The sequence below is a fragment of the Faecalibacterium sp. An192 genome (genome assembly GCF_002160175.1).
GTDB lineage: Bacteria > Bacillota > Clostridia > Oscillospirales > Ruminococcaceae > Faecalibacterium.
Genome location: NZ_NFKB01000021.1, coordinates 1 through 26,094 on the forward strand (window position 1 = coordinate 1; position 26,094 = coordinate 26,094).

The 26,094-nt window shown below is 62.4% G+C and carries 24 protein-coding genes; 21 read left to right on the top strand and 3 right to left on the bottom strand.

All coding sequences use genetic code 11. The features are described 5' to 3' along the window. Nucleotides 1–715: 715 nt before the first annotated feature. The 3 genes from B5F27_RS07970 (at nucleotide 716) to B5F27_RS07980 (ending at nucleotide 4,385) form a co-directional block, all read left to right on the top strand. Nucleotides 716–1,888 (top strand): patatin-like phospholipase family protein, encoded by a 1,173-nt coding sequence (locus B5F27_RS07970; RefSeq protein ID WP_087366225.1) that lies wholly within the window; start codon nucleotides 716–718, stop codon nucleotides 1,886–1,888. Continuing rightward, nucleotides 1,885–3,540, top strand: a complete 1,656-nt coding sequence (locus B5F27_RS07975; protein ID WP_087366229.1) for a putative PEP-binding protein — start codon at nucleotides 1,885–1,887, stop codon at nucleotides 3,538–3,540. Before B5F27_RS07970 ends, B5F27_RS07975 begins: the two co-directional genes overlap by 4 nt. A 197-nt stretch (nucleotides 3,541–3,737) precedes the next feature. Continuing rightward, nucleotides 3,738–4,385, top strand: a complete 648-nt coding sequence (locus B5F27_RS07980; protein WP_087248490.1) for an HAD family phosphatase — start codon at nucleotides 3,738–3,740, stop codon at nucleotides 4,383–4,385. Nucleotides 4,386–4,389: 4 nt separating this feature from the next. Here B5F27_RS07980 and B5F27_RS07985 read toward each other — a convergent pair whose 3' ends face one another. After that, nucleotides 4,390–5,133 (bottom strand): LytTR family transcriptional regulator DNA-binding domain-containing protein, encoded by a 744-nt coding sequence (locus B5F27_RS07985; protein ID WP_087366234.1) that lies wholly within the window; start codon nucleotides 5,131–5,133, stop codon nucleotides 4,390–4,392. Nucleotides 5,134–5,199: 66 nt separating this feature from the next. Between B5F27_RS07985 and B5F27_RS07990 the strand changes: the two genes are divergently transcribed. Further along, complete coding sequence (locus tag B5F27_RS07990; RefSeq protein WP_087366237.1) at nucleotides 5,200–6,225, top strand: glycosyltransferase; 1,026 nt, start codon at nucleotides 5,200–5,202, stop codon at nucleotides 6,223–6,225. A gap of 100 nt (nucleotides 6,226–6,325) precedes the next feature. On the opposite strand, the gene B5F27_RS07995 is transcribed toward B5F27_RS07990, so the two are convergent. Beyond that, nucleotides 6,326–8,119, bottom strand: coding sequence for an aminopeptidase P family N-terminal domain-containing protein (locus B5F27_RS07995; protein ID WP_087366241.1), 1,794 nt, complete (start codon nucleotides 8,117–8,119; stop codon nucleotides 6,326–6,328). A gap of 390 nt (nucleotides 8,120–8,509) precedes the next feature. On the opposite strand from B5F27_RS07995, the gene B5F27_RS08000 reads away from it, so the two are divergent. The 16 genes from B5F27_RS08000 to B5F27_RS08075 all read left to right on the top strand — a co-directional run bounded on the left by B5F27_RS08000 (nucleotide 8,510) and on the right by B5F27_RS08075 (nucleotide 23,466). Beyond that, on the top strand, nucleotides 8,510–9,757 hold the full coding sequence (locus B5F27_RS08000) for a GTP-binding protein (RefSeq protein WP_087366244.1): 1,248 nt from the start codon (nucleotides 8,510–8,512) through the stop codon (nucleotides 9,755–9,757). A 64-nt stretch (nucleotides 9,758–9,821) separates the two neighbouring features. After that, nucleotides 9,822–10,784: a GTP-binding protein gene (locus B5F27_RS08005; RefSeq protein ID WP_087366250.1), complete on the top strand. Its 963-nt coding sequence runs from the start codon at nucleotides 9,822–9,824 to the stop codon at nucleotides 10,782–10,784. A gap of 165 nt (nucleotides 10,785–10,949) precedes the next feature. Next, nucleotides 10,950–11,279, top strand: coding sequence for a hypothetical protein (locus B5F27_RS08010; RefSeq protein ID WP_087248477.1), 330 nt, complete (start codon nucleotides 10,950–10,952; stop codon nucleotides 11,277–11,279). Nucleotides 11,280–11,462: 183 nt separating this feature from the next. Continuing rightward, entirely contained in the window at nucleotides 11,463–13,073 is a 1,611-nt protein-coding gene (gene hisG, locus B5F27_RS08015; RefSeq protein ID WP_087366253.1) for an ATP phosphoribosyltransferase, read from the top strand. After that, nucleotides 13,070–14,365 (top strand): histidinol dehydrogenase, encoded by a 1,296-nt coding sequence (gene hisD, locus B5F27_RS08020; RefSeq protein WP_087366256.1) that lies wholly within the window; start codon nucleotides 13,070–13,072, stop codon nucleotides 14,363–14,365. The genes hisG and hisD overlap by 4 nt, the downstream gene beginning before the upstream one ends. Then, nucleotides 14,362–15,423, top strand: a complete 1,062-nt coding sequence (hisC, locus tag B5F27_RS08025; protein WP_087366259.1) for a histidinol-phosphate transaminase — start codon at nucleotides 14,362–14,364, stop codon at nucleotides 15,421–15,423. Before hisD ends, hisC begins: the two co-directional genes overlap by 4 nt. A gap of 43 nt (nucleotides 15,424–15,466) precedes the next feature. After that, on the top strand, nucleotides 15,467–16,057 hold the full coding sequence (hisB, locus tag B5F27_RS08030) for an imidazoleglycerol-phosphate dehydratase HisB (protein WP_087248469.1): 591 nt from the start codon (nucleotides 15,467–15,469) through the stop codon (nucleotides 16,055–16,057). Continuing rightward, nucleotides 16,054–16,662 carry an imidazole glycerol phosphate synthase subunit HisH gene (gene hisH / locus B5F27_RS08035; protein WP_087366262.1) on the top strand — a complete coding sequence of 203 codons (609 nt, stop codon included), beginning with the start codon at nucleotides 16,054–16,056 and terminating at the stop codon, nucleotides 16,660–16,662. Before hisB ends, hisH begins: the two co-directional genes overlap by 4 nt. A gap of 27 nt (nucleotides 16,663–16,689) precedes the next feature. After that, the gene (gene hisA / locus B5F27_RS08040) at nucleotides 16,690–17,415 is read left to right on the top strand and encodes a 1-(5-phosphoribosyl)-5-[(5-phosphoribosylamino)methylideneamino]imidazole-4-carboxamide isomerase (protein ID WP_087366265.1); all 726 of its coding nucleotides are present in this window, start codon (nucleotides 16,690–16,692) and stop codon (nucleotides 17,413–17,415) included. 6 nt (nucleotides 17,416–17,421) lie between these two features. Next, entirely contained in the window at nucleotides 17,422–18,177 is a 756-nt protein-coding gene (hisF, locus tag B5F27_RS08045) for an imidazole glycerol phosphate synthase subunit HisF (RefSeq protein ID WP_087366268.1), read from the top strand. 64 nt (nucleotides 18,178–18,241) lie between these two features. Continuing rightward, on the top strand, nucleotides 18,242–18,877 hold the full coding sequence (gene hisIE, locus B5F27_RS08050) for a bifunctional phosphoribosyl-AMP cyclohydrolase/phosphoribosyl-ATP diphosphatase HisIE (RefSeq protein ID WP_087248461.1): 636 nt from the start codon (nucleotides 18,242–18,244) through the stop codon (nucleotides 18,875–18,877). An 8-nt stretch (nucleotides 18,878–18,885) separates the two neighbouring features. Continuing rightward, nucleotides 18,886–19,710: a histidinol-phosphatase gene (locus tag B5F27_RS08055; protein ID WP_087366337.1), complete on the top strand. Its 825-nt coding sequence runs from the start codon at nucleotides 18,886–18,888 to the stop codon at nucleotides 19,708–19,710. A gap of 83 nt (nucleotides 19,711–19,793) precedes the next feature. Then, complete coding sequence (locus tag B5F27_RS08060) at nucleotides 19,794–21,173, top strand: MATE family efflux transporter (protein ID WP_087366270.1); 1,380 nt, start codon at nucleotides 19,794–19,796, stop codon at nucleotides 21,171–21,173. 392 nt (nucleotides 21,174–21,565) lie between these two features. Next, nucleotides 21,566–22,048: a hypothetical protein gene (locus tag B5F27_RS08065; protein ID WP_144066500.1), complete on the top strand. Its 483-nt coding sequence runs from the start codon at nucleotides 21,566–21,568 to the stop codon at nucleotides 22,046–22,048. A gap of 69 nt (nucleotides 22,049–22,117) precedes the next feature. Further along, entirely contained in the window at nucleotides 22,118–22,747 is a 630-nt protein-coding gene (locus B5F27_RS08070) for a hypothetical protein (protein ID WP_087366275.1), read from the top strand. Nucleotides 22,748–22,854: 107 nt separating this feature from the next. Then, complete coding sequence (locus B5F27_RS08075; RefSeq protein WP_087366277.1) at nucleotides 22,855–23,466, top strand: hypothetical protein; 612 nt, start codon at nucleotides 22,855–22,857, stop codon at nucleotides 23,464–23,466. Nucleotides 23,467–23,649: 183 nt separating this feature from the next. Here B5F27_RS08075 and B5F27_RS08080 read toward each other — a convergent pair whose 3' ends face one another. Continuing rightward, complete coding sequence (locus B5F27_RS08080) at nucleotides 23,650–24,285, bottom strand: phosphoribosyltransferase (RefSeq protein WP_087248451.1); 636 nt, start codon at nucleotides 24,283–24,285, stop codon at nucleotides 23,650–23,652. A gap of 575 nt (nucleotides 24,286–24,860) precedes the next feature. Here B5F27_RS08080 and trpS point away from each other — a divergent pair. Then, on the top strand, nucleotides 24,861–25,871 hold the full coding sequence (gene trpS, locus B5F27_RS08085) for a tryptophan--tRNA ligase (protein ID WP_087366281.1): 1,011 nt from the start codon (nucleotides 24,861–24,863) through the stop codon (nucleotides 25,869–25,871). The last annotated feature ends 223 nt before the right edge of the window (nucleotides 25,872–26,094 follow it).

Genomic DNA, 26,094 nt, shown 5'->3' on the forward strand with positions numbered 1-26,094 from the left:
CTTCTGTTGTTGATCGCACCAAAACAAAAGAACTTTTGCGTCACGAAAGATAGGGTCCCTCTGCGAGGGCTGGCTCTCACGAGCTGGCCCTCGCATTGTTTGTTGTGGGGGAAATATCCGGTGTAGAGAATGTACCCTGTGTTTCAGCCCTTGGCTGCGCAGCCGAGGCAGAGCAGGGGCTGCGGTCCAAATTTTCAAGCGGACTGCGTTCGGCGCAGAAAATTTGAGCAATGGCAACCCGGAGCCGCGGTCTGAACTTTCAAGCATCATGCTTGATGCGCAGAAAATTCAGGGCACCGCAAGAGGCTTGCCGCGGGAGAAGTAAAAATCCCCGTTCTTGTGAAAAGGAGCGGGGATTTGATATTTTATGAAGCTCTACTGTGGGTCAGAAAACCAGGTTTTGAGACAGTTTGCATCGTACCGTGCCGCAGGCACAAACGCCGGGAGCGAGCCGAAGCGGAACGGCCCCGCGGAACCTTGGGAGATCCGGAAGCTTTATGGTACCCAGTGAAGCTTTTTGCAAGGCTTTTTCACGAAAAAGCCGGACGACAAAAAATAGATTAAAAATTTGTGGATTTTGCCTGTTGCGGAAGGTACAGAAATTGCAACATTTTTATGCTATACTTAAACAATAAAATCTTGGAATGAATCCACAGCGGACCGCTCAGGCCCCAAACGGCATGAATGCAGCCGCGCATCAAGGGAGGGAATGCAGATGGGTGCAGCAGAAGAAAAGACCTGCCGCGGCCTTGTGCTGGCGGGCGGCGGAGCCCGGGGCAGCTACCAGGTGGGCGTGTGGCGCGCGCTGGATGAGCTGGGCTGGACCGCCGATGTGGTCACCGGTACCAGCGTGGGCTGTCTCAACGGTGCCATGTATGTTTTGGACCAGTATGAGACGGCTCGGGATATGTGGCTGTCCATCCGCAGTTCCGACGTGATGGAACTGCCTGCGCCCGGCACCGGTTTGGATGGTTTGAGGGAAGCGGTGCGGCAGTTTGTGGCCGAGGGCGGACTGGATGTCACCCCGCTGGAGGAAATTGTCAGCCGGGTTCTGGACGAAGAGGCCCTGCGGGCGTCGCCGGTGAAATTTGGACTGGTGACGGTGGAAAAACGGGGCCTGAAACCCCGGGAACTGAGCCTGGAAGAAATCCCCGTGGGCAAGGTGAAGGATTACCTGCTGGCGTCGTCGGCCTGTTTCCCGGCGCTGCGTGCCCGCAATATCGACGGGGTGGAATACCTGGACGGCGGTTATGCCGACAATATGCCCGCCGGCCTGGCGGCCCGGCTGGGGGCGGAAGAACTGGTCTGCGTGGACCTGGAAGGGGTGGGCATCACCAAACCCAACCGCACCGGTCTGCCCACCACCCTGATCCGCAGCCATTGGGAACTGGGGGATATCCTGCGGTTTGAACCCGATGTGTCCCGCCGGAATATCGAGCTGGGCTATTATGATACCATGCGGGCCTTTGGCCGCCTGCGGGGCGATGCGTATCCCATTTCCCTGGTGGGCAGCGCCGAGGCGGCGGCAGAGTTCCGGGGACGGTTTGACCCTCTGCGGGATCTGGTGAAAGACCGCTGGCCGGCGGCCCATATTCCCGCCGTGCTGGCTCTGGCCCTGGCCGACCTGCAGGATGAGCCGCTGGCGCCGCTGGAGGCCGCCGCCGAGGAGGCCGGCGTGGACCCCACCCAACTGTATACGGTACAGTCTCTGGGAGAGGCCTTCCTGGCCGCCTGCGACGGGGAACGGCTGTCCACCTTTGACCCGCTGTTTGACGGGACCGGAAACGGCGCGCTGGCCGCCCGGGCCGCGCTGCTGCCGCATTTGTTTTTGCAAGCCCTTGTCCGCCGTGCGCTGACAGGGCCTCTTGTACCGGAGGTGATCGCATGAAAAAATACCAGGGTGTGTCTGTTTCGTCCGGGCTGGTGCTGGGCCAGGTGAGCCTGATCAGCAAGAGCAACCGGGACAGAACCTCCATCAACCGCAATCCCCAGAACCCGGAAAAAGAGATGCAGCTGCTGGAAGATGCGATCCGCACCGCCCAGAGCGAACTGGAATCCATGGCCAACCGGGCGGACGCCAGCGAGCAGGCGATTTTCTGGTTTCAGAGCATGCTGCTGGAGGACGAGAGCTTTTTGAATGAGGTCCACTCCTATATTCAGGCGGGCACCGGCGCGGCCGAGGCCATGAACCGGGTGGGCCAGCGTTATGCCGACAAGCTCCTGGCCATGACCGACAACACCTATCTTCGGCTGCGCAATGTGGATATTCTGGACGCCACCCAGCGGGTCATCAATATTTTGTGCGACCGGCCCCGGATGCGCCTGACGCTGGACCATCCGGTGATTCTGGCCGCCGATCAGCTGATGCCCAGCGACCTGTTCAGCATCCCGGCGGGGATGATTCTGGGCATCATTACATCCGAGGGCAGCGCCCTCAGCCATGCGGCCATCATTGCCCGCGCCCGCAAAATTCCCAGCCTGGTGCAGGTGGGACGGGATTTCCTGGACGACTGCGACGGCCGTATTGTGGTGCTGGACGCCGACGAGGGGGTGTGCATTCTGGACCCTGACGCAGATACCCGCCAGCAGATGGTGGCCCGCATCTGTGCCGGCCAGCGGGAGGAGGAAGGCAATCTGGCAACCCCGCTGCAGGATATGCCCTGTACCACCCGGGACGGCACGCCCTTTGAACTGCTGGCCAACTGCTTTGGCCCCGAGGACATCGACAGCGCCATCCAGTCGGGCGCCGCCGGCGTGGGCCTGCTGCGCAGCGACTATCAGATTCTGGCCGGCGATACCTTCGACGAGCAGGAACAGTACTTTTATTATACAGCCTGTATTGCCGCCGCCGGCGGCAAACCCATTACGGTGCGGACTTTTGACTTTGGTTCCGACCGCACCCTCTCCAATGTCTACCGCGGGGATCAGTCGGCCCATCTGGGGATGCGGGGCATCCGCAGCAGCCTGCGCAGCCCCCGCAATTTTGAGGCCCAGATTCGCGCCCTCATGCGGGCCGGTACCCGGGGCCCGCTGCGGATTGTGTTCCCCATGGTCACCAACGTGGAGGACTGGGATGCCGCCATGCGGCTGGTGGCCCATTGCCGCCAGAACCTGGACGAACGGGGCGTCCCCTATAAGTCGGACGTGCCCTTCGGAATCATGCTCAGCATCCCGGCGGCCTGCCTGACCGCCGACGATTTCATCCGGCACGGGTGCCAGTTCTTTGTCATCGGAACCAACGACCTGACCCAGTACACCCATGCCGCCGGCCGCGAAATCACCAGCGCCGAGCGCTATTTCCAGCCCACCAGCAAAGCCATGTACCGCCTGATCCGCATGACGGTGGATGCCGCCGAGAACGGTCATATTCCCGTTACCATCTGCGGCCTGGCGGTGGGCGACTCCTCCAACGCGGTGCAGTACCTTCATATGGGCCTGCGCAGTTTCTCCATGGGTCCTCAGAACCTGCTCAGCGTCAAAAAGGCCCTGCTGGAGTCGGAGGCCCGCCCCGACCGCGAGGGTCCGCCCGAGCAGGGGTGAAGCGCTTCGGCGGGGAAATTTCCAAAATACATAAAATAGCAAAGCGCCTGCGTTTGCAGGCGCTTTGTTTACGTGAGAGATTTCTGGTCTTGCAACAACAAAAGACTCTTTGGGGAAAAGATGGCGGCCGGCCTCTGTACAAACCTGGACCCAATCGTGTATAATCGGGGCAATGTGAACATTGTGGAGGGGAAACGATGAAGTATCCTTATTGGATTTTTGATATGGACGGCACATTGACCGACAGCATGCCGATTTGGTCCGAGGTGCCCTATGAACTGGTGCGTGGATTCGGCAAGACGCCGGCCCCCGACCTGGGCCGGATTCTGCTGCCCATGAGCGCCTTTGAGACGGCACAGTATCTCATCGCCACCTATGACCTGCCGCTGACCATTGACAGCTATACCCGGGCGGCGGTGGATGCGGTGGACCGGCTGTACCGGACCGTCAGCCTCAAGCCGGGCGTAGAGGAAATGCTGGCCCGGCTGGATGAATCCGGCGCGAAACTGTGCGTCTGCTCGGCCACCTGGCAGTTTATGGTGGAGCGGGTGCTGGGCCGGCTGGGTGTGCTGGACCGGTTTCAGTTTGTTCTGTCGGCCCAGGAAGGGAACACCAAGCACGAGCCCCGGGTGTTCTATCAGGCGCTGGAACGGCTGGGCGGGCAGGACCCCGCCCAGTGCGTGGTCTGCGAGGATGCGCTGTACGCCGCCCGCACCGCCCACGATGCAGGGTTCCATGTGATTGGGGTGGCCGATGCGGCCAGCCAGCCCGACGAGGCCGCCATCCGGGCCCTGAGCGAGCAGTTCCTGACCGGATGGGACCAGCTGGACTGGTCCCGGCTGTAAGGGCTCAGCGGTCCGGCATCTTGCTGCGCCAGGCCAGCAGGGCCTGACGAACCCGTTCCGCCCGTCCCTGGGGCACCGGCAGCCGGGCCCCCGAGGCCACCTGTACCTCGCCGGGGGTCAGCAGCCGGACTTCGGCCAGGTTCACCAGATAAGACCGGTGGGTCTGGACAAAACGCCCGTCCGCCAGCAGCGGGGTGGCCAGCTGAAGAAAGGGCACCCGCTGGGACAGAGACGCCACCGACTCGCCGCTGGTCAGGTGAAAATGAACGACGTGCTGGGTACACTCAATGTATTCGATCTGGGCAAAGGGCAGCACCCGCAGCCCGGCCGCGGTGGGCAGGGTCAGGGCGGGGCCGTATTCCGGCTCCACCGCCCGGTTCAGCAGGGCCGAGATGGCCTCATACCGCACCGGGCACAGGAGATACTGCATGGCGTCGGCGCGATAGGCATAATAGGCCCAGGCCGGCGTCCGGGCGGCAAAGGCCAGCGGCGTGTGCCGTCCCCGGTGCCGCAGCTCCATGGCGGCGCTGAGCCCGGCGGGCAGGGTCCCGCCCGGCTGGCCGCGCAGCTCGATCAGGTACAGCTGATACCGGGCCTTCTCGGCGTCCCGGGCCAGCAGGGCCTCGGGACTCTCCAGAGGCTCCACCAGACAGGCGTCGGCCCGCCGCGCAAAATAATCCTCACAGTGCCTTTGAAGGGCGGTCCGCAGGGACGGGTCCTCTGCGCAGACTGCGATATGAAAAATCATGAAATGACCTCCTGACACCGAAAGGTGCAGACGCAACAGATGAAAACAGAAAGGTTGGTTACCGGGATGTCACAACAGGACAAGCCGCTGGTCAGTATCATTCTGCCGGTGTACAATGCAAAAAATCATATTGCCCGCTGCATTGAGAGCATTCGGGCCCAGACCTACCAGAATATCCAGATCATCGTCCTGAACGACGGGTCCAAGGACATCAGCCTGCCGGTCTGTGAGATGTACCGGAAGGTGGACCCCCGGATTTTGCTGGTGGACAAGGACAATTCCGGCGTGTCCGACACCCGGAATCTGGGCCTGCGGCTGGCGCAGGGCAAGTATATCCAGTTTGTGGACAGCGACGACTATATGGACCCCGACTACACCGAACATCTGGTCTGTGCCGCCGAGGAACAGGACGCCGACCTGGTCATTGCGCCCTACAAAATGGTGATCCCCCGGGAAATGGCCTCGGGCCGCCGCCTGCAGGAAAAACTGGCGGCCCTGCTGCCGGGAGAGGACCCCGGCCCGGACCAGGATGAGGAACCGGAAATCCGGGTCTACAACTTCCTGCCCAAAGGATTGCTGGACACCGAGGGCTTTGCCCTTCACCTGATGGACAAGCCCGCCTCCTACTATTACAGCGTCCTGTGGAACAAGCTGTACCGCAGCGAGATCCTGGCGAACCACGAGATTTTCTTTGCCAGCCAGGTGCACTGGGCCGAGGATCTGCTGTTCAACCTGCAGTATATCCAGTATGCCCGCCGGTTTTATGCCATCGACCAGCCCGGCTACTACTACGTCCAGAACCCCCAGAGCATCATTCACACCCAGATCAGCCCGGCGGCCATCGTCAAGATGAAAACCACCGTCTTTCCCTACTACAAAGCCCTGTATGAAAAACTGGGCCTGTACGAGGAGAACAAGGCCGCCATCCGGCGGTATCTGGTGGACATCTCGGAGAGCAGCCTGCCCAGCGGGCCGCTGGAAAATATGGTGTCGGGGGCCATGGAAAAGTGGGATACCCTGACCACCGAGGCCGCCAACGCCCTGGGCGCTGCTTCAGCCCAAAAGCGGCAGTCCGGTTCGTCGGAATCCTGACCGCAGCCCTTTGCCTTTGGACGAAAAGTGCCTCCCATCCAGCTCAGCCAGGATGGGAGGCTTTTTTGTTTGGGATGAATTCAGGAAACCGCGGCGCGGCTCAGGCGCCGATGGCGGCGCACTTGCGGGCCAGCCAGTCCCGCTCCTCGTCGTTCAGGCGGGGGGCCAGCTGCTCAAAGACACGGCGGTGATAGGCGTTCAGCCAGTCCAGCTGATCCTTGGTCAGGACGCCGGGAACAATGGGGGAGGTGGCGATGGGCACCCAGGTCAGGGGCTCAAAGCAGAGGAACCGGCCGTACTGGTTGGTCTCCTTGTGGAGGCATTCCAGCTCGTTCTCGATGCGGATGCCCAGACGGCCGCCCTCGTAGACGCCCGGCTCGTCGGTGATGACCATGCCCGGCTCAAAGACCACCTGGTTGCGGCCGTTGAGGCTGTGGGGGCCTTCGTGGACATTGCCCACAAAGCTGACGCTGTGGCCGGTGCCGCAGCGGTAGTTGATCAGGTGCTGCCACAGGGGTTCCCGGGCGATGGTGTCCAGCATCTGGCCGGTGCAGTAGTCCAGCCAGACCGCCTTGGCGATGTCGATGTGGCTCTGGACCGTCCAGGTGTAGCACAGACGTTCCTCCTCGGTCAGGGGACCCAGGGGATAGGTGCGGGTGATGTCGGTGGTGCCGTCCATATAGGTGCCGCCGCAGTCCACCAGCAGGAAGCCCTTCCGCTCCAGAACGGCGTGGTCGGCCTCGGTGGCGTGGTAGTGCATCATGGCGGCGTTGGCGCCGTAGGCGGCGATGGTGTGGAAGCTCTCCACCAGGAACTTGTCCTGGGCGCTGCGGTACTTGTGGAGGATTTCGTCCACCGTCAGCTCGGTGAGGGTCTCGCCGGCCTCCAGCCGCTCCTCCAGCTCCTTCTGGAACCGCACCATGGCCACGGCGTCCCGGATGTGGCACTCCCGGGTGTGAGCCAGCTCGGTCTCGTTCTTGATGCCCTTCATGGGCAGCAGGGGATCGGCCAGGGCCTTGACGGTCAGGGCGGGGTTGGCCTCCAGGGCGCTGTACACCGCAAAGTTCACCGAATCCGGGTCGGCCAGAACGGTCTGGGCCTCGCCGTACCCGTTCAGGAAGGGCAGAATCTCGTCGTAGCCTGCCAGCCGGACGCCGTCGGCGGCCAGAGCCTCTTTGGCCTCGGAGGCCAGACGGTCGGTGTTGATGAACAGGACGGCGTCGTTCTGGGTCACAAAGCAATAGGCCATGGCATAGGGGGTGCACTCAATGTCCATGGCGCGCAGGTTCAGCAGCCAGGCCAGATTGTCCAGCTTGCCCACCATCTGGGCGGCGCAGCCCAGCTCGGTCAGCTTGGCCCGCAGACGGGCCAGCTTTTCGGCGGGGGTGGCGCCGGCGTACTCGGCGGGCAGCAGCCAGGCCGGGGTGGCGGGCAGGGCGGGACGACCCTCGGTCCACAGCTGGTCCTCCAGATTGTAGGTGCGGACCTCCACACCCTTGGGGTCCAGCACCTTCTGCAGGCTGCGCACCAGCCGGCAGGAGGCGGTGAGGCCGCACAGGCCCAGCACCTGGCCCTCGGTCAGGGCGTCGGCGCAGTAGGCTTCCACGGTGGGAACCCCCGGCTCGCCCATCCGCATCAGCTGGATTTCGGTGCCGGCCAGCTCCTTTTCGGCCTGGACGAAGAACCGGCCGTCCGCCCACAGGGCGCTGGCGGTCAGGGTCACCACCAGGGTGGAGTTCTCCCCGGTGAAGCCGGAGAAATACTCCCGGCTGTTGTAGTGGATGGGCAGATACTCGCTGGAATGGGGGTCGCCGGTGGGAATCAGATAAGCCTGGCAGCCCACTTCGCGCATGGCGCTGCGCAGGGCGGCCAGCCGTTCGCTGACAGTAGACATAAAGTAAGCCCTTCTTTCTAAATATGAGAATCCGGCCGGGACCATGGCCCGGCCCTGTTGGTTTGCACTTGCCTCCCTATTGTAGCATTCCGGCGGACAGAATGCAAACCCTTTGGACGGTCTCAAAAAATTTACAAAAAATTCCTCAAATCGCCGTTTCGGCCATTGACAGGTTTGTTATAATAAAGGTGTATGAAGTTCACGGAGGCACACAGGGAGTGACAGGCCGCGGCCGCCGCCCGGCTCGGGCAAAAAGTCCGCCTGCCGCCTTTGGCTTTGGCAGAGGGACGGGCGGTCTGCGCCCGCCCTTTCCGCCCGGAAAAGGCCCTTGAACCCCCTCCGATGTCCCAAACGATTTTTGTGTGAGAAGAAAACGAGGCAATAAACATCATGGCAACCAAGATTGATATTTTTTCCGGCTTCCTGGGCGCAGGCAAGACGACCCTGATCAAGAAGCTGATTCGTGAGTCCTTCCAGGGCCAGCAGGTGGTGCTGATCGAGAATGAGTTCGGCGAGATCGGCATCGACGGCGGTTTCCTGCAGGAGTCGGGCATCAAGATCAACGAGCTGAACGCCGGCTGCATCTGCTGCTCCCTGGTGGGCGACTTCCGCGAGGCCCTGTGCAAGGTGGTGGAGCAGTACCACCCCGACCGCATCGTCATCGAGCCCTCGGGCGTGGGCAAGCTGTCCGACGTGACCCGTGCCGTGGAGGCTGTGGCCGAGCATCTGGACGTGGAGCTGTCCAGCTTTGTGACGGTGGCCGACGTCAACAAGGTCAAGCTGTATATGAAGAACTTCGGTGAGTTCTACAACGACCAGGTGTCCAACGCCAGCTGCATCCTGCTGAGCCGCACCGGCACCGCCGACCCCGACAAGGTGGCCGCCGCTGTGGCCATGCTGCGGGAGAAGAACCCCACCGCCACCATCGTCACCACCCCTTGGGACGACCTGACCGGCGACCAGATCCTCAAGGCCATGTCCGAGAAGGACGACTTTGTGGCTCAGCTGCTGGCCATGGCTGCCGATGCCAACGCCGCCCATGCCGATGAGGACGAGGACGAGCACCACCATCACCACCACTACGATGAGAACGGCGTCTGCAGCTGCGGCCATCATCACCACGACGGCGAGAACGATGACGACGAGGATGAGCACGAGCATCATCACCATCATCACGACCACGAGGATGAGGACCACGACCACTGCTGCTGCCATGACCACGAGCATGAGCACGAGGAAGATGAGGAGCACGATCACTGCTGCCATCACGACCATGACCATGACCACGAGGAGCATGAGCATCACCACCACGAGGACGGCACCTGCAGCTGCGGCCACCACCATCACCACCACGGTCATGACGCCGACGAGGTCTTTACCAGCTGGGGCGTCGAGACGGCCCGCACCTATTCCCGTGCGGCCATCGAGCAGGCTCTGGACGAGCTGGAGAGCGGCAAGTACGGCATGATCCTCCGCTCCAAGGGCATCGTCAACGGCGGCGCCGACGGCTGGCTGGAGTTCGACTACGTCCCCGGCGAGCGGGAGATCCGCAGCCGCAGCGCCGACGTGGGCGGCAAGCTGGTGGTCATCGGTTCCAAGCTGGACGAGAAGGGGATTGCAGCCCTGTTCGGCTGCTGAGCGCCTGCCGCCCGGCGGCATGACCCCTGTTTGACCCATCACCAAAAGGAGTATTGTTTCGTTTATGGCAAAGGAAATTCCCGTCTACCTGTTTGTGGGCTTCCTGGAGAGCGGCAAGACCAAATTCATTCAGGAGACGTTTGAGGACCCCAACTTTGATTCGGGGGACAAGACCCTGCTGCTGGTCTGCGAGGAAGGCGAAGAGGAGTACAAGCCCGAAAAATTCGCTTTCCCCGGCACCAGCATCCGCGTTCTGGAGGAGAAGTCCGAGCTGAACGCCCAGAACCTGGCCAATCTGGCCAAAGAGACCGACGCAGGCCGGGTGGTCATCGAGTACAACGGCATGTGGCTGCTGCAGGACCTGGCCGACGCCCTGCCCAACGACTGGCTGATCTATCAGGTCATCGCCACCGCCGACGGCACCACCGCCCTGACCTACGCCCGGGACAACGCCATGCGGAGCCTGATGCTGGACAAGATCGCCCGCAGCGAGCTGATTGTCTTTAACCGGGCCGAAAAGGTCAACACCGACGAGGCCCGCCAGGAGCTGCACCGTCTGGTGCGCCAGGCCTCCCGCCGGTGCGACATCGCCTATGAGTTCGCCGACGGCAGCGTGGCCTACGACGACATCCCCGACCCGCTGCCCTTCGACATCGAGGCGCCAGTCATCGAGATCGGGGACGACGATTTCGGCATCTGGTATATGGATTGCCAGGAGGACCCCCAGAAGTATGTGGGCAAGACCGTCCGCTTCCTGGCCCAGGTCTGCCAGACCAACCGGGCCGGCAAAAACAGCTTTGTGCCCGGCCGTTTCGCCATGACCTGCTGCGTGCAGGACATCCAGTTTGTGGGCTTCCCCTGCAGCTACGACGGCTACAAGGCCCTGGAACAGCGCAGCTGGGTCACCGTCACCGCCCGGGTGAGCTATAAGTTCCACAACATCTACCGGGGCAAGGGCCCCGTTCTCAGTGCCACCTCGGTGGAGCCGGCCCACAAGCCCCTCAACGACGTGGTCGCCTTCTCCTGACGGCATCTGCCCTGCAGCCGCGCTGCCGGCGTTTTGCAGATCCGCTGCGGCTTGATGCCGCAGGCTGGGGACAAGTCCTGTTTGCCGGCCGGATGGCCGGTCAACGATAAAGGTCGGGGGGCCGGGCCCCCAAGACCGCATGCCAATGCATAGGAGGGTTTGCAAATGAGAGCTTTGTTTCAACTGTTGGGCGCGGTGACCGCTGTGGCCGCTGCGGGCCTGGGCGCCGCCGTCCTGGCCAAGAAAATGGGCAAAAAGTTCCCCGTCCAGGTGACGGTGGACCTGGCGGAGGACGCCGAGACCGACAAGGAAACCGCCGACAAGACCGCCGCAGCCTATGAGGCAGGGGTGGCCGCCGGCAAGGCCCACGCCGAGGCCATCCGCAAGGCCGCCGAGGCAGAGACCGAAACCGCCGCCCAAGAACCGGCCGTGGAGGCCGAAGCGGAGCCGGCTGAGCCCGCTGCAGACGAGGCCGAGGAGAAAGACGCACAATGAGCCATGGGGCGCACCGGGAAACCGGTGCGCCCCTTTTTGGTTTGACAGCTGTGCAAATCGCCCGGAAACCGCCCCGGAAACCCGGCGGAAAGCTGGTACATTGCTACTTTACAATGATAGCGTAGTAAAGTATAATAGACCCATATCCACCCAAGGTTATCCGGAAGAAAGGGAACTGCTGCCATGGAATTTGAACTTTCCCTCCTGCAGCCCAAGGAGCGGGCCTCCTTTGGACTGCGCGCCCTGTACGAAGCGGCGGGCTGCCGCAAGTACCATATGGGCCAGTTTGAAGAATACGCCCTGTACCAGGAGAACCAGACGTTTCTGGCCTCGCGGCAGGTCATCACCTTTACCGATTTGGACGGTCGCCTGCTGGCCCTGAAGCCGGACGTCACCCTCTCGATTGCCAAGAGCGCCCAGCCGGCGCCGGGGGAGACCAAACGGTTTTATTACAGTGAGAACGTCTACCGCCCCTCGGCGGAGAGCCATACCTTCAAGGAAATTGCCCAGATGGGCCTGGAATATATTGGTCAGGTGGGGCAGGCCGAGACCGGCGAGGCCGTGAGCCTGGCGGTCCGGTCCCTGGCCCTGCTGTCCGACGCCATGGGTTCGGCCTGGCAGCTGGAAGTGGGCCATATGGGCTATCTGTCGGGGCTGCTGGAGGCCTTCAAGGTGCCCGAGAGCGCCCGGCAGGGGATTCTGGCCCGGCTGCGGGCCCGAAACAGCCACGAACTGGCTGCCGCCGCCCGGGCCGCCGGCCTGGAGGAAGAAGGGGCCAGGGCCCTGCAGGAACTGCTGACCCTCTGCGGCCCGGCCTCTCAGGTGCTGGAACGGGCCGTAGCCGCCTGCCGGAACCCGGCCATGGAGGAGGCGGTGGCCCAGCTGCGGGCCCTGGAAAGCCAGCTGGCCGCCGAGGGCCAGAGCCTCCAGATTGACCTGAGCCTCTCGGGGGAGATGGAGTATTACAACGGCCTGATTGTGCAGGGCTACCTGCGGGGAGCGCCCCGCCCGGTGCTGAAGGGCGGCCGGTACGACCTGCTGGCCCGGAAGTTTACCCCCGGGGTGGGGGCCATCGGCTTTGCGGTGTATCTGGATGAGCTGGACCGCCTCGCCGCCCCGCCGCCCCCGGTGCAGGAAACCGGCGAGGGCCTGCTGAATGTGGCCCTGCCCAAGGGCCGCCTGGGCGACAAGGTCTATAACCTGCTGGCCGCCGGCGGCTGCATCACCCCCGAGGACTACAACGCCTCCCGCAAGCTGGTGGTGGAGGACCGGGCCGCCGGGGTGCGGTGTTTCCTGGTGAAACCCAGCGACGTGGCCATTTATGTGGAACACGGCGCCGCCGACATCGGCATTGTGGGCAAGGATATCCTGTCGGAGGCCGAGGCCGACGTCTATGAGCTGCTGGACACCGGGCTGGGAAAGTGCCGGATGTGCGTGGCCGCCCCGGCAGGCTATCGGGACGACCCCGGCCGCCCCATCCGGGTGGCCACCAAGTTCCCCCGGATCGCCAAGGAGTATTACGCCTCCCTGGGCCGGGATATCGAGATCATCAAGCTCAACGGCTCCATCGAGCTGGCCCCCATTCTGGGGCTGTCCGACGTGATTGTGGACATCGTGGAGACCGGCACCACCCTGCGGGAGAACGGGCTGGCGGTGGTAACCGAGTTCATGCCCATTTCGGCCCGGGTGATTGCCAATAAATCCAGCTATCAGTTCAAGCGCCGGTCGGCCGACCGGATGCTGGAACAGCTGCGCGGGGCCCTGGCCCGCCGCCAGAAGGAGGAAACAAGATGATTCAGCTGTACCGTCTGGAAGACCTGACCCCCGATCAGATCCTCAACCGGGACCTGCGGGCGGAAAAAGACGTGGAGGCGGTGGTGGAGGCCATCATCGCCGATGTGCGGGCCCGGGGGGACGACGCCCTGCGGGATTACGCCAAGAAGTTCGACGGGGCCGACCTGGACGCCCTGGAAGTGACCCCCGCCGAGATGGAGGAGGCCCTGGCCGCCGCCGATCCGGATTTTCTGGAGACGCTGCGGATGGCGGCGGCCAATATCGAGGCCTTTCACCGCCGCCAGCTCCACGATAACTTTGTGATGACCGAGCAGGACGGGGTCATTCTGGGCCAGAAGTACACCCCGGTGGAGCGGGCCGGCGTCTATGTGCCGGGGGGCACCGCCGCCTATCCCTCCACCGTCCTGATGGATGTGATTCCCGCCAAGGTGGCGGGGGTGCCCGAAATCGTCATGACCACCCCCGCCGGGAAGGACGGCAAGGTGAACCCGGCCATTCTGGCCGCCGCCAGCGTGGCGGGGGTCACCCGGATTTTCAAGACCGGCGGCGCCCAGGCGGTGGCGGCCCTGGCCTACGGTACCCAGAGCGTCCCGGCGGTGGATAAGATTGTGGGCCCCGGCAACGTCTATGTGGCCACCGCCAAGCGGATGGTCTACGGCAAGGTGGGCATCGACATGATCGCCGGCCCCAGTGAAATCCTGGTGCTGGCCGACGGCGGCTGCAACCCCGCCTGGGTGGCAGCCGACCTGTTGAGCCAGGCCGAACACGACAAGCTGGCCAGCCCGGTGCTGGTCACCGACAGCGAGGCCCTGGCCAAAGCGGTTCAGGCCGAGCTGGAAGTCCAGATTCCCCAGCTGCCCAGGGCGGCCATTGCCCGGGCCAGCGTGGACGACAACGGCAAGATTATTGTCTGCCAGGATCTGGGCAAGGCCATTGAGGTCTGCAACATCATCGCCCCCGAGCACCTGGAAGTCTGCGTGGAGGACCCCTTTGCGGTGCTGGGCAAGATCAGGAACGCCGGCAGCATCTTCCTGGGCCGGAACGTCCCCGAGGCGCTGGGCGACTACTTCGCCGGGCCCAACCACACCCTGCCCACCAGCGGCACCGCACGGTTTTCCAGCCCGCTGGGTGTGGACGACTTCGTCAAGCGGTCCAGCTTCATCTATTACACCCGGGAGGCCCTGGGGGCCGTCAAGGACCGGATCGCCGCCTTTGCGGAAAAAGAGGGCCTCCATGCCCACGCCCGCAGCGTGACCATCCGCTATGAGGAAGAAGGGGGCGCGTCCCAGTGAGCCGTTATCTCAGCCCGACCCTGACCAGCCTGAAGCCGTATACCCCCGGGGAACAGCCGCAGGACCGGTCCTACATCAAACTGAACACCAACGAGAGCCCTTATCCCCCCGCCACGGCGGTGGTGGAGGCCATTCAGGCCGAGACCGGCCGGCTGCAGCTGTATCCCGACCCGGCCTGCACCGCCCTGCGCCAGGCCGCTGCCCGGTATTACGGCATCGACCCCGACGAGGTGATGGCGGGGAACGGCAGCGATGAAAACCTGTTCTTTGCCCTGCGGGCCTTCTGCGACAAGACCCACCCGCTGGCCCACGCCGATGTGACCTATGGCTGTTACGCCGTCTGGTGCGGGCTGCTCCACATCCCGGAGGACGTGATCCCGCTGGAAGAGGACTTCCGGCTGGACCCGGCCAAATATTATGGCCGGGGGGAGACCATCGTCATCGCCAACCCCAACGCCCCCACCGGTCTGGCCCTGCCGCCGGAGGAGATTGCCAAAATCGCCGCCGCCAACCCCGACAACGTGGTGATTGTGGACGAGGCCTATGTGGACTTTGGGGCCGAGAGCTGCGTGCCCCTCATCCACAGCTATGACAACCTGCTGGTGGTCCAGACCTTTTCCAAGTCCCGCCAGATGGCGGGGGCCCGGCTGGGTTTTGCCATGGGCTGCAAAGAGCTGATCGCCGACCTGGAACGGGTCCGCTCCAGCCTCAACCCCTACAATATCAACCGGATGACCCTGGCCGCCGGCATCGCGGCCCTGGAGAGCACCGGCTATTTCAATGAGACCCGCCAGCAGATCTGTGAGACCCGGGCCTGGGCCGCGGAACAGCTGGCCCGGCGGGGCTTTGAACTCACCGACAGCCGCACCAACTTCCTTTTTGCCCGCACCGACCGGATGGAGGGCGGCGCCCTGTATCAGGCGCTGAGGGACAAGGGAGTGCTGGTCCGCCACTTCAGCGGGCCCCGCACGTCGGACTGGCTGCGGATTACGGTGGGCACCCTGGAACAAATGGAAATCCTGATGGCCCGGCTGGACGAGATTCTGGGCGGGCCGTGAGAGGGCCTGCCGGCCCGTCAACACAACGAGGGAGGACGACACCATGCGGGAAGTACGAGTGGAACGCAACACCGCCGAGACCCAGATCGAGCTGACCCTGGATCTGGACGGGGCGGGGATTTATCAGGTGGACACCGGCTGCGGGTTTCTGAACCATATGCTGGAACTGTTCGCCCGGCACGGCCGGTTTGACCTGGTCCTCACCTGCCACGGGGACGTGGAGGTGGACTATCACCACACCGCCGAGGACATCGGCATCGCCCTGGGCCAGGCCTTCCGCAAGGGTCTGGGGGATATGCGGGGGATTCAGCGGTACGGCAGCTTCTATCTGCCCATGGACGAGGCTCTGGTCCTCTGTGCGGTGGACCTGTCGGGCCGGTGCACCCTGAACTGGTCGGTGACCTGCCCCACCGAGAAGGTGGGGGATTTTGACGTGGAGTGCGTCAAGGAGTTCTGGCTGGGCTTTGCCCGCAGCGTCCCTGCCACCCTCCACTTTGTCCAGTTTGCGGGCGAGAACAGCCACCACATTCTGGAGGCCTGCTATAAGGGAGCCGCCCGGGCTCTGGCGGCCGCCGTACGGGTGGACCAGGCCCACCGGGACGAAATCCCCTCAACGAAAGGACTGCTGGTATGATTGCCGTGATTGATTACGGGGTGGGGAACCTGTTCAGCCTCCGTTCCAGCCTGAAAAGTCTGGGTCTGGAGGCGGTGGTCACCGCCGACCCCGCCGTGATTCAGGCCGCCGACCGGGTGATTCTGCCCGGGGTGGGGGCCTTTGGGGACGCCATGGAAAAGCTGACCGCCGCCGGCCTGGTGCCGGTGGTGAAGGCCGAGGCGGCCCGCAAGCCCCTGCTGGGCATCTGTCTGGGAATGCAGCTTTTGTTCGACAAGAGCTATGAATATGGGGAGCATCCCGGCCTGGGTCTGGTGCCGGGGACGGTCTGCCCCCTGGAACCCGACCTGGCCGACCCGGCCCTCAAGGTGCCCCAGATCGGCTGGAACGCCCTCCACATCCTGCGGGACGACCCCCTGTTCCGGTATGTGAAGGAAGGGGAGTACGTCTACTACGTCCACAGCTACTACGCCAAGGACTGCGCCGCCAGCACCCTGGCGGTCAGCGATTATTCCATCCCGGTCACCGGGGTGGTGCGGTCGGGGCTGGTGTACGGCACCCAGTTCCACCCCGAAAAGAGCGGGGACACCGGCCTGCGGCTGCTGAAAGCCTTTGCCGGACTGTGAGCCGGCAGCCACAAAGGAGGGGACACCATGAAGATTTTTCCGGCCATTGACCTGCGGGGCGGCCAGGTGGTCCGCCTGACCCAGGGGGACTACGACCGCATGACGGTTTACGGGGCCGACCCCTGCGCCCAGGCCGAGGCATTCCGTCAGGCGGGGGCCAGCTGCCTCCACCTGGTGGATCTGGACGGCGCCAAGGACGGCGCCCCGGTGAATTTTGAGGCCATCCGGGCCATTGCGCAGCAGGGCGGCCTCTACATCGAGGTGGGGGGCGGCATCCGCATCCAGGAACGGATTGAACAGTATCTGGAACTGGGGGTGGGCCGCTGCATTCTGGGCAGCGTGGCCGTCACCGATTTCGATTTCACCGCCCGGATGCTCCAGACCTATGGGGACCGGCTGGCGGTGGGGGTGGATATGAAGGACGGACGGGTGGCCATCCACGGCTGGAAGGAAGTCAGCGACGTGGACGGCCTGGACTTCTGCCGCCGGCTGTATGAGGCGGGCTGCACCGCCGTCATCTGCACCGACATCGCCCGGGACGGCGCCATGCAGGGGACCAACCTGGACCTGTACCGGCGTCTGCGCCAGACCCTGCCCGGCCTGGCGGTGACCGCCAGCGGCGGCATCAGTCGGATGGAAGAGCTGGAAGCTTTGGACCAGATGGGAACGGCGGCGGCCATTCTGGGCAAAAGCCTCTATGCCGGGGCGCTGGACCTGGCCGCCTGCGTCCGCCGGTGCGAAAAGAAAGGATAAACGCCTATGATTACCAAGCGGATCATTCCCTGCCTGGACGTGCGCAACGGACGGGTGGTGAAGGGGGTCAACTTTGAGGGGATACGGGATGTGGCCGACCCGGTGGAGATGGCCCGGATGTACAACGCCGCCGGAGCCGACGAGCTGGTGTTTTACGACATCACCGCCAGCTTTGAGGGCCGGGCCCTCTTTACCGATATTCTGACCCGGGTGGCCAGCGAGATTTTCATTCCCCTGACGGTGGGGGGCGGCATCAACACCCTGGAGGACTTTGACCGGGTGCTGAAATGCGGCGCCGACAAGGTGTCGGTGAACTCGGGGGCCCTGAAGGACCCCGGCCTCATCCCGGCGGCGGCGCAGCGGTACGGCAGCCAGTGCGTGGTGCTGTCCGCCGACGTCAAGCGGGTGGACGGACAGTTCCGGGTCTTTGCCAAGGGCGGCCGGGAGGATACCGGCCGGGATGCTCTGGAGTGGATCGCCGAGTGCGCTGCCAACGGCGCAGGGGAGATCTGCCTCAACAGCATCGACACCGACGGGGTGCGGGGCGGCTTTGACCTGGAAATGCTGGACGCTGTCAGCGCCCGGGTGAACGTGCCCATCATCGCCTCGGGGGGCGCGGGAAAAAAGGAAGATTTTTTGGAACTGTTCCGCCACAAGGGGATCGACGCCGGCCTGGCGGCCGGAATTTTCCACCAGAAACTGCTCACCATCCGGGAGCTGAAAGAATATCTTGCAAAAAATGGTGTGGAAATGCGCCTCTGACCCCTTGCATATCGGGCCGGAATACGATAAACTGTTAATGTCCCATTTACGGGCAGGAGAGAGTATGGAACTGAAATTTGACAGCCAGGGCCTGATCCCGGCCATCGTGCAGGATCACTACACCAAAGAGGTGCTGACCCTGGCATACATGAATGCAGAAACCCTCGCGCTGACCATTGCGGAGGGGCGGACGGTGTTCTGGAGCCGCAGCCGCCAGGAGATCTGGCGGAAGGGGGAAACCAGCGGCAATGTGCAGCGGGTGGTATCCATCACCGCCGACTGCGACGCCGACGCTCTGGTGGTGGAAGTGGTCAAGAGCGGCCCGGCCTGCCATACCGGCGCCGAGAGCTGCTTTTTCAACCCGGTCTATGTCAGCGATGAGCTCAAGCAGTTCAGCTGGCAGGGGCTGTATCAGTTGATCAAGGGCCGCAAGACCCACCCCCAGGAGGGCAGTTATACCACCTACCTGTTTGAAAAGGGCAAAGAAAAAATCCTCAAAAAGGTGGGCGAAGAGTGCACCGAGGTCATCATCGCCGGAGAAAAGGAAGACAAGGCTGAGACGGTCTATGAGATCAGCGACCTTGCCTATCATGTTCTGGTGCTGATGGTACAGGCCGGCATCACGGTGGAGGACATCACCCGTGAGCTGGAAAAACGACACGTCATTGACCATAAGGTCAAACAGGAAAGGATGCAGTGAGCAAGGCTATGGCAAACTTCATGAAATCCAGCGTCCACTGCCACTCGACGCTGTGCGACGGAAAAAATACCCTGCAGGAGATGGCCTCCGCCGCCTGCGCGCAGGGCCTGACAACGCTGGGCTTCACGGGGCACAGCCATACCCCCTGCGACCGGGAATATTGCATGAGCCCCCGCCGCACGGCCCAGTACAAGGCCACCATCGCAAAGCTGAAGGCAGAGTACAAGGGCAAGGTGGATATCCTCTGCGGTCTGGAGTGGGACCAGTTCTCGGACGACAAGCGCATCGGGTACGACTACTGGATCGGCAGCGTGCATTATCTCCACGGGGCCAACACCGACCGCTACTATGAGATCGATTTCCGCAAGCAGGACCTGCAGGCCTGCATTGATGCAGACTTCGGCGGGGACGGCCTGGCCGCCACCGAGGCCTATTTCCGCTCGGTGGCCGAAGTGGCCGCCCAGAAGCCCGACATTCTGGGCCACATCGACCTGATCAAGAAGCTGAACCGGGACGGCGAATTCTTCGACGAGAACTGCGACCGCTACCGCGCCGCCGCTCTGGGCGCCCTGGAGGCAGCCCGTTCGGCCGGCTGTGTGCTGGAAGTGAACACCGGCGGCGTCTTCCGCGGCTACCGGGATGATTTCTACCCCAGCGAGTGGATGCTCAAGGAGTGGAACCGGATGGGCGGCAAGGTCATCATCACCGCCGACGCCCACTCGGTGGACGGCCTGACCTACGGCTATGAGGAGGCCGCCCGCCAGATCAAGGCGGCAGGTTTCACCAGCGTGCAGGTTCTGACCGGCGCCGGCTTTGAAACCGAGGAAATTTGATCCAATTCAACAGACAACAAAACGCGGCTTCCGCCTATGCGGGAGCCGTGTCTTGATGTCTGCACAAACAAACAGGAGGCGCAATGGATACAACACAAACTCTGGGGCGATCCAAAGGCCGGCGGGTGGATCTGATTCACGGGCCCATCTTCCGCAATCTGCTGGTGTTCGCCATTCCCATTTTTATTTCCAACCTGTTCCAGCAGCTGTACAACGCCGCCGACACCATGATCGTGGGCAACATCCTGGGAGATACTTCCCTGGCGGCGGTGGGCGCCTGCGGGTCGATTTATGAGCTTCTGGTGGGCTTTGGCCTGGGCATCGGCAACGGCCTGGCCATCGTCACCGCCCGGGCCTACGGCGCAGAGGACTACAACAAGGTGAAAAAGACGGTGGCCGGTTCGCTGGTCATTGGCCTGGTGTCCTCGGCCCTCATCACCCTGGTGGGCCTGCTGTTCCTGCACCCTCTGCTGGTGGCGCTGGACACCCCGGCCGAGATCATCGAGGAGGCCTACAGTTACATCCGCCCCATCGCCCAGTATGTGGTGGTCATGTTCATGTACAACCTGTGCGCCGCCCTGCTGCGGGCGGTGGGCAACAGCGTGATGCCTCTGGTGTTCCTGATTTTCTCCTCCTGCCTCAACGTGGCTCTGGACTACTGGTTTGTGGCCGGGCTGGGAATGGGGGTCCGGGGCGCGGCCCTGGCCACCGTTCTGGCACAGGCCGTGTCGGTGGTGCTCTGCTTCGTCTACATCTACAAGTGGGCCAAACACCTAGTCCCCGGCCGGGAACACTTCTCCATTGAAAAGGGCCTCTACCGGGAACTGGTGACCCAGGGCCTGTCCATGGGCCTGATGAGCAGCATTGTGTCGGCGGGCTCGGTGATCCTGCAATACGGCATCAATGGCCTGGGAACCCTGGTGATTGCCGGCCATACCGCCGCCCGCAAGCTGTTTACCATCACCGATATGCCGGTCATCGCCATGGCCAACGCCGGTTCCACCTTCGTCTCCCAGAACCGGGGCGCCGACAAGGCCGACCGCATCCGCAAGGGAATGCGGCAGATCTGGCTGTTTGGCCTGGGCACCGCCGTGGTCATGACCGTCCTGATGTGGCTGTGGGCCGGGAACCTGGTGGGTCTGATTTCGGGCTCCAGCGAGTCGGTGGTCCTGGAAAACGGCGCCCGCTACCTGCGGTGGACTGCGCCCTTCTATTCGGTGCTGGGTGTCCTGCTGGCCACCCGCTATGCCCTGCAGAGCCTGGGCCAGAAGATCCTGCCCCTGATTTCCAGCGGCATCGAGCTGGTGGGCAAGATTCTGTTCATGCTCTACTTCATCCCCCGGTTCGGCTACAATGCCGTGATCCTCTGCGAGCCGGTGATCTGGTGCTTTATGTGCGCGCAGCTGGTTTGGAGCTATTGGCATGACCCTTACATCCGGGGCAGCAGGGCGGACCGCGGCTGATCGCCGGTCACAAAAAGCAGTGCGCACCGGACGGACAAAATGGTCTGAAATCGTTGACAATCTGTGAAAAATGTGATATGATGTCCGCATAACTGGAGCGAACCGAGGCAAGATGCACAGTCTGCGCAGAATGGTTCCGCTCCGGGCCCGTCCGCCTGCGGCGTTCCGCACCGGCGGCCCCTGAAATGCTTATTACGGACCCTTGCTATATACCCCCGGCGGCTTGTCCGCCGGGGGCTTTGTTTTTTTAATTTGGTTGTATTTTTGTTGATAGCGAAGTAAAGTTGTTGACAATATAACTTGAATATGGTACGTTTAAACCAATGGAGGGAATCTTTTCCAATGGTTCGGGAAGGCGATTTTTCCTCCTGTCAACAGAAAGGAACGCTGCTATGAGACACAGACGATGGCTTTTGCTGCTTTTGACGGCGGTTCTGGCGGTTTGCCTGCTGAGCGGGTGCGGACTGGGAGCCCAAAGCGGGCTCATCCATCTGAACAAGGATGTGATTCAGGATATTCTGCAGAAGGATGGGCTGAACATCACCGTGACCGAACAGGACGCCCTGAATCAGGCGGTGGAACAGGCGGCCCAGAACCTGGAGGGCGCCCAGCGGCCTGACCCGGAGCCCGCTGCCGTCCGCAGCCAGATTGCGCGGGAAATCGGAACGCCTCCCCTGATCTGCAGCGTGTATGACAGCTCTTATTGGCCCAACAGCCCCTGGGGAAACCCCAACCGCCACGAACAGACGGCGGCGTCTTTTGCCCAGCAGCTGTATAAAGAGGGCCACGGCGATGCCTATGCGGCGGCTGTAGCCTCGTTTACCACCCGGGACGGGGAAGAAATGCTGTTGTTTGTGATGACCAAGGGTTCGTGACAGGCTGCCCTGCCTGTTTGAAAGACTGTTTTACAAGATTCCGACAGAATGAAACGAGGTGTAACAAGTATGAAGATGAAAAAGTTTGTAGCGCTGGCTCTGGCCGCGGTGATGGCCGTCAGTGTGCTGGCCGGCTGCGGAGGCGGCGGCGGTGTCAGCGGCTCGGTGAGCACCAGCCAGGTAAACAATCTGCTGGAAGATGTGGGCAGTGATATCACCGTGAGCAGCGACAGCACCCTGAATAATGCGGTGCGCAATGCGGCGCGTGAAATTGTTTCCACCGGTTCGATTAGTTCGTTTGACCGTAGTGTCCGCAATTCCATGGGCTGGACAGCACAGAGCATTGCCAGCAGCATTTTGGATCAGATCCTGGGCGGATTGGGCATTATTGGTCCCCGTGTGACCTTTGGTCTGACCTCGGTGGTCGAGGAAAATCAGCTGAAAACCAATACAGGCGCTGGCGGCTTGGCTTCTTACATTGGGGCAAATAGCAGCAAAGTGACGGCTATGGCACCCATCAACACCCCTGAAAAATATGCAGCGACTCTGGTTCTGGCAGTGGATGGCACCCTGGGCCTGTTGTCGGATATCACTGATAACCACATTCGTATGACTTACAATGTGAGCGGCACAAAAGCAACTGCACCGGACGGCACGGTATATTGGGTTTTTGCCGCACAGATCAAGATGGCTTCCTAAAGTCTGATGCAACGATGCAGTCGCCCCCGGCCCAGCCGGGGGTTTTTCGCCTGAAAATCCGCAAATGAAACCGGGAGCGCGGGATGCTCCGGAAATGAGGTGTAAGGATGATGAAAGCAAAGAAATGGATGGCCCTGGCGCTGTCGGCTGTGATGGCAGTTGGTATGCTGACTGGATGCGGCGGAGGCGGCACGGCCAGCAACCGAAGCGCAATGACGGTTTCCCAGGTCAACAGTGCCCTGCGGAAGGTGGACAGCGAGGCCAAGGCCAAGACTCTGGACGACCTGAATGAGGCCGTGGAGGCGACGGCAGACTATATGCTGAGCCGCGGCGTGCGGGATGCCAACACGCTGTTGGGCTTCATTGCCGCCGAGCGGGGCTACCGCGAGGACAGCACCAAGTACGGCACCGCCTTTGTGGTTTCGGACAAGGAGCTGGAGGCTGGCGTCAGCGCCAGCAGTGCAGCCTCGGCCATTGCCTCTCAGGTGGGCCTGTCGGTAGATATCGCCAAAATTGAGGAACTGGGCACCCTGGACAGCCCCGAAAAGGCGGCGGCAGCCGTCATTCTGGGGGTGGACGAGGGCCTCAAGCAGTGGAGTGACAACCCCTTCTTCAACATTGGGAACGTCACCTATGCGGTCAGTGGGCGGAAAGTCACCATGCCCAACGATGCCGTGTATTACCTGATCGTGGTAGAAATGAACACCGCCAGCAAGTAACCCTTAACTTTTTCATCGAAACAACTTCTCCGGCCGGTGAGCGGGCCGGAGGCAGCCATACCGTTTCCCAGCAGACCTGCGCCCCAGGGCGGATGTCTGCCGGGAAATCTTTTTGCCCCGGGACACAAAAAGACCGCGGCTGCTGAGAGGGGAAAGCAGTCCGCGGTCCAGGTAAGGGCAATATTACAGGGACGAATAGCCGAAGCTGTTCACCAGCGCGTCAATGGGCTGGCCCGCCTTGCACATGGGGCAGTCGCGGGACTCATAGCTGGTGTAGTCGGGCAGGTTGTTGGGGTCAAAGATGGAGTTGACCTGCATGCCCATGAACTCATGGGTGGTGGCAAAGATGGCCGACAGGCCCGCCACCTGGCCGCCGTAATATTCCACCGCTTCCATGGCGGCCTTGGCGGTGTAGCCGGTGGTGAGGGAGGCGGCCAGAATCAGCACGTGCTTGCCGCGCACCATGGGGATGATGTTGTCCCGCAGGATGATCTGGCTGCCGGTGGTATACTCGGGGGTGATGATGTAGACGGTCTGATGGGCGTTCATGTTGCGGAAACCGTCTTTGGTCAGCTCGTTGGCCAGACAGGTGCCGATGACCTGGGTGCCGTCCAGACACAGAACCGTGTCCACGATGGTGGTGGTCTTGTACATATGGACCAGCTCCCGGGCGGCCTCGGCGGCCTCGGACAGGCGGGTCTTTTGCATGGTCACATCAATGTAGTAGTTGATGTGGCTGTGGCTGGTGGCGAAGTGCCCTTTGGCGACGCGCAGGAACATCCGCTTGTTCTTGGTGGGCAGCTTGACCAGATTCATCATGTTTGAAACCCCTCCTGTCTGTTTTTTGCGCAGGGCCGGCCCCTGGGGCAGCCTGCAGACCTGTCTTACATATCCCTATTTTAGCGGGAAAAACTTTTGCACACAATACACAAAATTCACAAATTTTAGGAAAAAATTCAGGTTAATATACTGTCGGCGGCGGGCCCTTGACAGGGCATGGCAAACGTGCTATAGTCTAATGTACAAACCGATGAAGCGGAAGATGCGGCGACAGCATTCCCATCAGAGAGCCTGCGGCAGCTGAAAAGCAGGCGGGCCGATGCGCGCCGCTATGGGCCGCCGAGGGCGCGGGGGAAGGGCGCAGGACCTGGGTATCCCGCGACGGCAGGGCGCACGTCAGCGCCGGGGATGTGTTGGCATCCCGTCAGAGGGTGCGGCCAGTGGGCCGCAAAGCAAGGTGGCACCGCGGATCCAATGTTGATTCGTCCTTGACAAGACCGGCAGGCCGGGCTTTGTCAGGGACTTTTTTGTTGGCCGGAATACCCCGGCCCCGGGTCCCCGGGACGGTCCGCCGGGCAGATTTCCCTTACAGTTGATTTGCAGGAGGCTTTCTTATGAGCGAGCAGAGCGAGCGCAAACGCGTTATTTTGTCGGGCATCCAGCCCACCGGCACCTTTACCCTGGGCAATTATATCGGGGCAGTCCGCAACTGGGCCAAGCTTCAGGATCAGTTCAACTGCCTGTATATGGTGGCTGACCTCCACGCCCTGACCGTCCGCCAGGACCCCGCGGCCCTCCGCCGCAACACCCGCGAGGCGGCCGCCATGCTGCTGGCCGCCGGCATCGACCCGGCCCAGAGCATCCTCTTTGTCCAGAGCCATGTTCCGGCCCACACCCAGCTGAACTGGATTCTCTGCTGCAATGCCCAGTTCGGCGAGCTGAGCCGCATGACCCAGTTCAAGGACAAGAGCGCCAAGCACCCCGACAACGTCAACGGCGGCCTGTTCACCTATCCGGCCCTGATGGCCGCCGATATCCTGATCTACAACGCTGACCTGGTGCCGGTGGGACAGGACCAGACCCAGCACCTGGAGCTGGCCCGCAACGTGGCCCAGCGGTTCAACAACGCCTACAGCCCCACCTTCACCCTGCCCGAGGGCTATGTGACCAAGGAGGGCGCCAAGATCATGTCCCTGGCCGATCCCACCCACAAGATGAGCAAGAGCGACACCAACGTCAACGCCTTCATCCTGCTGACCGACGACCGGGATACCATCACCCGCAAGTTCAAGCGTGCAGTGACCGACTCGGACGGCGTGGTGCGGTACGACCCCGCCAACAAGCCCGGCGTCTCCAACCTGATCGCCATTTACCACATCTTCACCGGCAAGAGCATCGAGGAAGTGGAGCGGGAGTTTGACGGCCAGGGCTACGGCGTCTTTAAGGAGGCCGTGGGCGCGGCAGTGGCCGACGGCCTGGCCCCCATCCAGGGCGAATACGCCCGCATCCTGGCCGACAAGGCCTATGTGGACGGCGTCCTGAAGGAGGGCGCAGCGGCAGCTTCCCGCATCGCCGACCGCATGATCCAGAAGGTCTACCGCAAGGTTGGCCTGCTCCAGCTGTGAGCCAATCCGACAGAAAGAAACCCGTTTCGGCCCGCGTTTGCGCCCTGTTTTGGCGCGGCGCGGGCCGTTTTGCGCTTTTGCGGCAGGGGATGCGGTTTTGTGCGGTGAAAAACGCTTTGGTTCGCTCTTTTTCTCCATAAGGGGCGGCGAAGCGCCCCGCCCGAAAGTATTTCTTGTCGAACAAAGACGGAATTCTTGACGAATGCTGTTCCTTCCTGTATAC

Excerpts from the sequence above, each read along its gene's own strand:
- hisA (WP_087366265.1), top strand. The coding sequence starts at position 16,690 with ATGAAGATTTTTCCGGCCATTGACCTGCGGGGCGGCCAGGTGGTCCGC.
- B5F27_RS08070 (WP_087366275.1), top strand. The coding sequence starts at position 22,118 with ATGAAGATGAAAAAGTTTGTAGCGCTGGCTCTGGCCGCGGTGATGGCC.
- B5F27_RS07990 (WP_087366237.1), top strand. The coding sequence starts at position 5,200 with ATGTCACAACAGGACAAGCCGCTGGTCAGTATCATTCTGCCGGTGTAC.
- B5F27_RS08075 (WP_087366277.1), top strand. The coding sequence starts at position 22,855 with ATGATGAAAGCAAAGAAATGGATGGCCCTGGCGCTGTCGGCTGTGATG.
- B5F27_RS07980 (WP_087248490.1), top strand. The coding sequence starts at position 3,738 with ATGAAGTATCCTTATTGGATTTTTGATATGGACGGCACATTGACCGAC.
- hisIE (WP_087248461.1), top strand. The coding sequence starts at position 18,242 with ATGGAACTGAAATTTGACAGCCAGGGCCTGATCCCGGCCATCGTGCAG.
- trpS (WP_087366281.1), top strand. The coding sequence starts at position 24,861 with ATGAGCGAGCAGAGCGAGCGCAAACGCGTTATTTTGTCGGGCATCCAG.
- B5F27_RS08065 (WP_144066500.1), top strand. The coding sequence starts at position 21,566 with ATGAGACACAGACGATGGCTTTTGCTGCTTTTGACGGCGGTTCTGGCG.
- hisH (WP_087366262.1), top strand. The coding sequence starts at position 16,054 with ATGATTGCCGTGATTGATTACGGGGTGGGGAACCTGTTCAGCCTCCGT.
- B5F27_RS07970 (WP_087366225.1), top strand. The coding sequence starts at position 716 with ATGGGTGCAGCAGAAGAAAAGACCTGCCGCGGCCTTGTGCTGGCGGGC.
- hisG (WP_087366253.1), top strand. The coding sequence starts at position 11,463 with ATGGAATTTGAACTTTCCCTCCTGCAGCCCAAGGAGCGGGCCTCCTTT.
- hisB (WP_087248469.1), top strand. The coding sequence starts at position 15,467 with ATGCGGGAAGTACGAGTGGAACGCAACACCGCCGAGACCCAGATCGAG.
- B5F27_RS08000 (WP_087366244.1), top strand. The coding sequence starts at position 8,510 with ATGGCAACCAAGATTGATATTTTTTCCGGCTTCCTGGGCGCAGGCAAG.
- B5F27_RS07975 (WP_087366229.1), top strand. The coding sequence starts at position 1,885 with ATGAAAAAATACCAGGGTGTGTCTGTTTCGTCCGGGCTGGTGCTGGGC.
- B5F27_RS07985 (WP_087366234.1), bottom strand. The coding sequence starts at position 5,133 with ATGATTTTTCATATCGCAGTCTGCGCAGAGGACCCGTCCCTGCGGACC.
- B5F27_RS08055 (WP_087366337.1), top strand. The coding sequence starts at position 18,886 with ATGGCAAACTTCATGAAATCCAGCGTCCACTGCCACTCGACGCTGTGC.
- hisF (WP_087366268.1), top strand. The coding sequence starts at position 17,422 with ATGATTACCAAGCGGATCATTCCCTGCCTGGACGTGCGCAACGGACGG.
- hisD (WP_087366256.1), top strand. The coding sequence starts at position 13,070 with ATGATTCAGCTGTACCGTCTGGAAGACCTGACCCCCGATCAGATCCTC.
- B5F27_RS08010 (WP_087248477.1), top strand. The coding sequence starts at position 10,950 with ATGAGAGCTTTGTTTCAACTGTTGGGCGCGGTGACCGCTGTGGCCGCT.
- B5F27_RS07995 (WP_087366241.1), bottom strand. The coding sequence starts at position 8,119 with ATGTCTACTGTCAGCGAACGGCTGGCCGCCCTGCGCAGCGCCATGCGC.
- B5F27_RS08080 (WP_087248451.1), bottom strand. The coding sequence starts at position 24,285 with ATGATGAATCTGGTCAAGCTGCCCACCAAGAACAAGCGGATGTTCCTG.
- B5F27_RS08060 (WP_087366270.1), top strand. The coding sequence starts at position 19,794 with ATGGATACAACACAAACTCTGGGGCGATCCAAAGGCCGGCGGGTGGAT.
- B5F27_RS08005 (WP_087366250.1), top strand. The coding sequence starts at position 9,822 with ATGGCAAAGGAAATTCCCGTCTACCTGTTTGTGGGCTTCCTGGAGAGC.